The organism is Azotobacter chroococcum, from assembly GCF_004339665.1.
GTDB classification, from domain to species: domain Bacteria; phylum Pseudomonadota; class Gammaproteobacteria; order Pseudomonadales; family Pseudomonadaceae; genus Azotobacter; species Azotobacter chroococcum.
This window is the reverse complement of record NZ_SMMU01000080.1, coordinates 1-3,262: the sequence shown is the minus strand read 5'-3', so window position 1 is coordinate 3,262 and position 3,262 is coordinate 1. Positions and strand designations below refer to the sequence as shown.

At 58.8% G+C, this 3,262-nt stretch carries 2 protein-coding genes and 1 pseudogene; 1 reads left to right on the top strand and 2 read right to left on the bottom strand.

Features of this window, described 5'->3' with window-relative positions; all coding sequences use genetic code 11:
• Positions 1 to 253: 253 nt before the first annotated feature.
• A complete protein-coding gene (locus EV691_RS22985; RefSeq protein ID WP_131302119.1) occupies positions 254 to 1,348 on the bottom strand; it encodes an anhydro-N-acetylmuramic acid kinase in 1,095 nt (364 codons plus the stop codon).
• A gap of 1 nt (position 1,349) precedes the next feature.
• Entirely contained in the window at positions 1,350 to 2,807 is a 1,458-nt protein-coding gene (locus tag EV691_RS22980) for a peptidoglycan DD-metalloendopeptidase family protein (protein ID WP_131302116.1), read from the bottom strand.
• Positions 2,808 to 3,137: 330 nt separating this feature from the next.
• On the opposite strand from EV691_RS22980, the pseudogene EV691_RS24065 reads away from it, so the two are divergent.
• Positions 3,138 to 3,262: pseudogene (locus EV691_RS24065) on the top strand (IS3 family transposase); the annotation flags it as partial.

Below are 3,262 nucleotides of genomic sequence, written 5' to 3'. Positions count from 1 at the left end.
TCAAGGTGATCAAGCGCATGGCCTACGGTTTCCGGGACGAGGAGTACTTCTTCCTGAAAATCAAGGCCGCCTTCCCCGGGAAAATGCGATGAACCCTTTTTATTGGCTATGTCCCAGTTACGTGTTGCAAAGGCCGCCCAACGGCTTCCTGTAAACGGTGGATGGGCGAATGGCTCCATCCTCTCAAAGGTTGGAGCCTCCGGGAAAGTCGGGGCGGTTCACCTTTTTATTTGTCTGCGCGCCGCCTCGGGGCTCAGGCAGGATAGATGGCGCCCAGGATTCGCGGCCCTCGCGCACCGGTCACGCTAGGCCGGTTGGCGGGTATGCCTTCCAGGCAGCAATGGGCCAGCCAGGCGAAGGCCATGGCCTCGATCCAATCCGGGGAGATCCCGTAAGCCTCGGTGCTGGCTACCCTGGTAGCAGGCAGCAGCTCGGCCAGTCGCTTCATGAGCATTCGATTGTGGGCGCCGCCACCGCAGACAAGTAGCTCATCCGTTCTGTCCTGAGCTGCTTGCAGGGCGTCGAAGATGCTGGTGGCGGTAAGCTCGAGCAGGGTGGCCTGTACATCCTCTGGCATCATGGCTGGCAGTTTGGCCAGTTGCTGGCTCAGCCATCTCATGTTGAACAGCTCTCGACCTGTGCTTTTCGGGCCTTGAGTCAGAAAGAAGGGGTCGCCAAGCAGTGTCTTCAGCAGGATCGGCTGTACCTGGCCGCTGGCTGCCCAGTCGCCGCCACGATCGAACTCGAGGCCTTGCTGGTTCTGAATCCAGGCATCCAGAAGAATATTGCCGGGACCGCAATCGAAGCCGTAGATCTGTTTTCCTGGCTCGATCAGGGTCAGATTGCTGAAGCCGCCAATGTTGAGGATGGCACGCTGGCTGTTGTCGTCTGCAAATAGCGCCTGATGGAAAGCCGGCACCAGTGGTGCGCCCTGGCCTCCGGCGGCCAGGTCGCGTCGTCGGAAGTCGCTGACGACGCTGATGCCGGTGCATTCAGCCAGCAAGGCCGGATTGCCGATCTGGATGGTGACGCCCTGTGCTGGGTGATGGCGAACGGTTTGTCCGTGGCTACCGATGGCGCGAATCTGAGCGGGTTGGATACGCTGCTGTCTGAGCAGGCTGTCGATTCCCTGCGCGGCCAGGCGCACCCAGTGTTGCTCGGCAAGTGCTGCCCGCACCAACTCATTGGGGCCAGGAGAGCAGAGGGCCAACAGATCGGTACGGAGATCCGCGGGCATGGGTAGATAGTGCGTACCGAGGAGGCGGGTATGGGTATCCTCCTGATCGATGAGGGCGATGTCTATCCCATCCAGGCTGGTGCCTGACATCACCCCCAAGTAAAGCGCCATGTCAGCGTTTGTCCATGGCCAGCATCGTGGCCTTTTCCTGATTCATTCGCGCCATCAGCGATTGAGTCTGCTGCAGGAATCGCTGCTTTTCGCCTCGGACGATCGGGTCGGCCATGCGCAGTTTTTGCGACAGAGGGTCGACATGGACGCCATTGATCTGGAACTCATAGTGGAGGTGAGGTCCAGTCGATAGGCCTGTGGTCCCAATATAGCCAATGATCTGGCCTTGTTTGACGGTGCTGCCCGTACGGACCCCTTTGGCAAAGCCTTGCATGTGTGCATACAGGGTTTGCTGGCGGTTACCGTGCTGGATGATCACAGTGTTGCCGTAGCCGCCCTTGCGGCCTGCGAGCTTCACCTTTCCATCGCCGGTCGCGCGAATCGGCGTACCGCGAGGAGCTGCATAATCAACACCTTTGTGGGCGCGGATCTTGTTGAGAATGGGATGGCGACGGCCATTGGAAAAACGTGAGCTTATACGGGCAAAGTCCACAGGCGTACGGATAAAGGCCTTACGCATGCTGTTGCCGTCGGCGGTATAGTAATTGGTGGCGCCTTGCTTGTTGGTATAGCGAACGGCGGTGTAGGTTTTGCCTCGATTGACGAAGCGGGCGGCAAGAATATTGCCTTGCTGCAGACGTTTGCTGCCAAGGCGCTTTTCCTCGTAAATCACCTCGAACTCGTCGCCGCGTCGGATGTCCTGAGCGAAATCGATGTCGTAGGCAAAAATGTTCGATAGGGTCAGGGCCATGCTGTGGCTGAGACCGGCCTTCTTGGCCGCGGGAAAGAGGGAGCTGTCGATGACCCCTCGAGCATAGACGGTGCGCATCTCGGGTTTGACAGTCTCATGCTTGACGGAAAAGCCTTGGGCAGATTTGCGGATCTCTATGGTTTTCAGCTTGTCCAGCTTGGCGTGCAGGGCTTGCAGTTCGCCATTGGCGGCAAACGTGAATTCAAACTTTTGCCCGGCTTTGATGTGCCCCAGCTGCTTGGCTGCTTCCTTGCTGCTGCCAAGGACTTCCTGCAGGGTGGAGGCAGGAACTCCGGCCTTGGCAAACACGGTCGAAAGGGTATCGCCCTTGCCTGCGGTAACCACTTTGGGGGATGCCGGCGCGGAGGGAGCTGTCGCTACGGTGGCGGGAGGAGCATCTCTTCCTGTCTGCTGAGAGGACTGCTCTGTGGACTGCTCCGTGGTGACGGGTTGTCTATCCATGGAGCTTTCGAGCATGGCAAAAGGCAGCGCCGCTGCGTCGATGGACGGCGGTTCTGGCTCTTGGTCGTCTGTTTTTTCGATTTGGCTCGAAGCACTCTCCATTTCTGGATGAATGAAAGGCTTCTTTGCCTCGACCTCCCGCGACGGGAACACCAGCAAGGCCAGGCTTAGCAGCGCTGCTACACCACTGGCAGCCAGGATATGGCTTTTGGGGTAGAGCGGGGCTTTGGTGTCTTTTTGAGTCATGGCAGAGGGTGTTTAGGTTACAGTAACTGCCTAAAATATAATCAAACTGCCTATGAGGCAACCCTGAAAGGCGTGTGGCAGAGTAGTGGCTCTATTAAAGGTCCCGGCCCAAACAGCAATTGGGTTCGGTGCTGGGCATTGGTGCAGGCCCGCATGCGCCGCGTGCCGACGCTCAGTTGGCTGCTGTCGTTCTGCTGTATCAGGTTCAGCGCCGCGCGGCCAGATTGCTGGTCGAGTGATCCTTGCGGCTGTGATTGGCATCCTCCCCCAGAGCTGGCACTGAACCGCCCCGGGTTTCTCGGAGGCTCCAACCTTTGAGAGGATGGAGCCATGAAGACAGCAACGAAGTAGTCCCCTGAGGTCCGGCAACGGGCGGTTCGCATGGTGCTCGAGCATCAGGACGAGCACGAGTCGCAGTGGGCGGCGATCCACTCCATCGCGGCGAAGATCGGTTG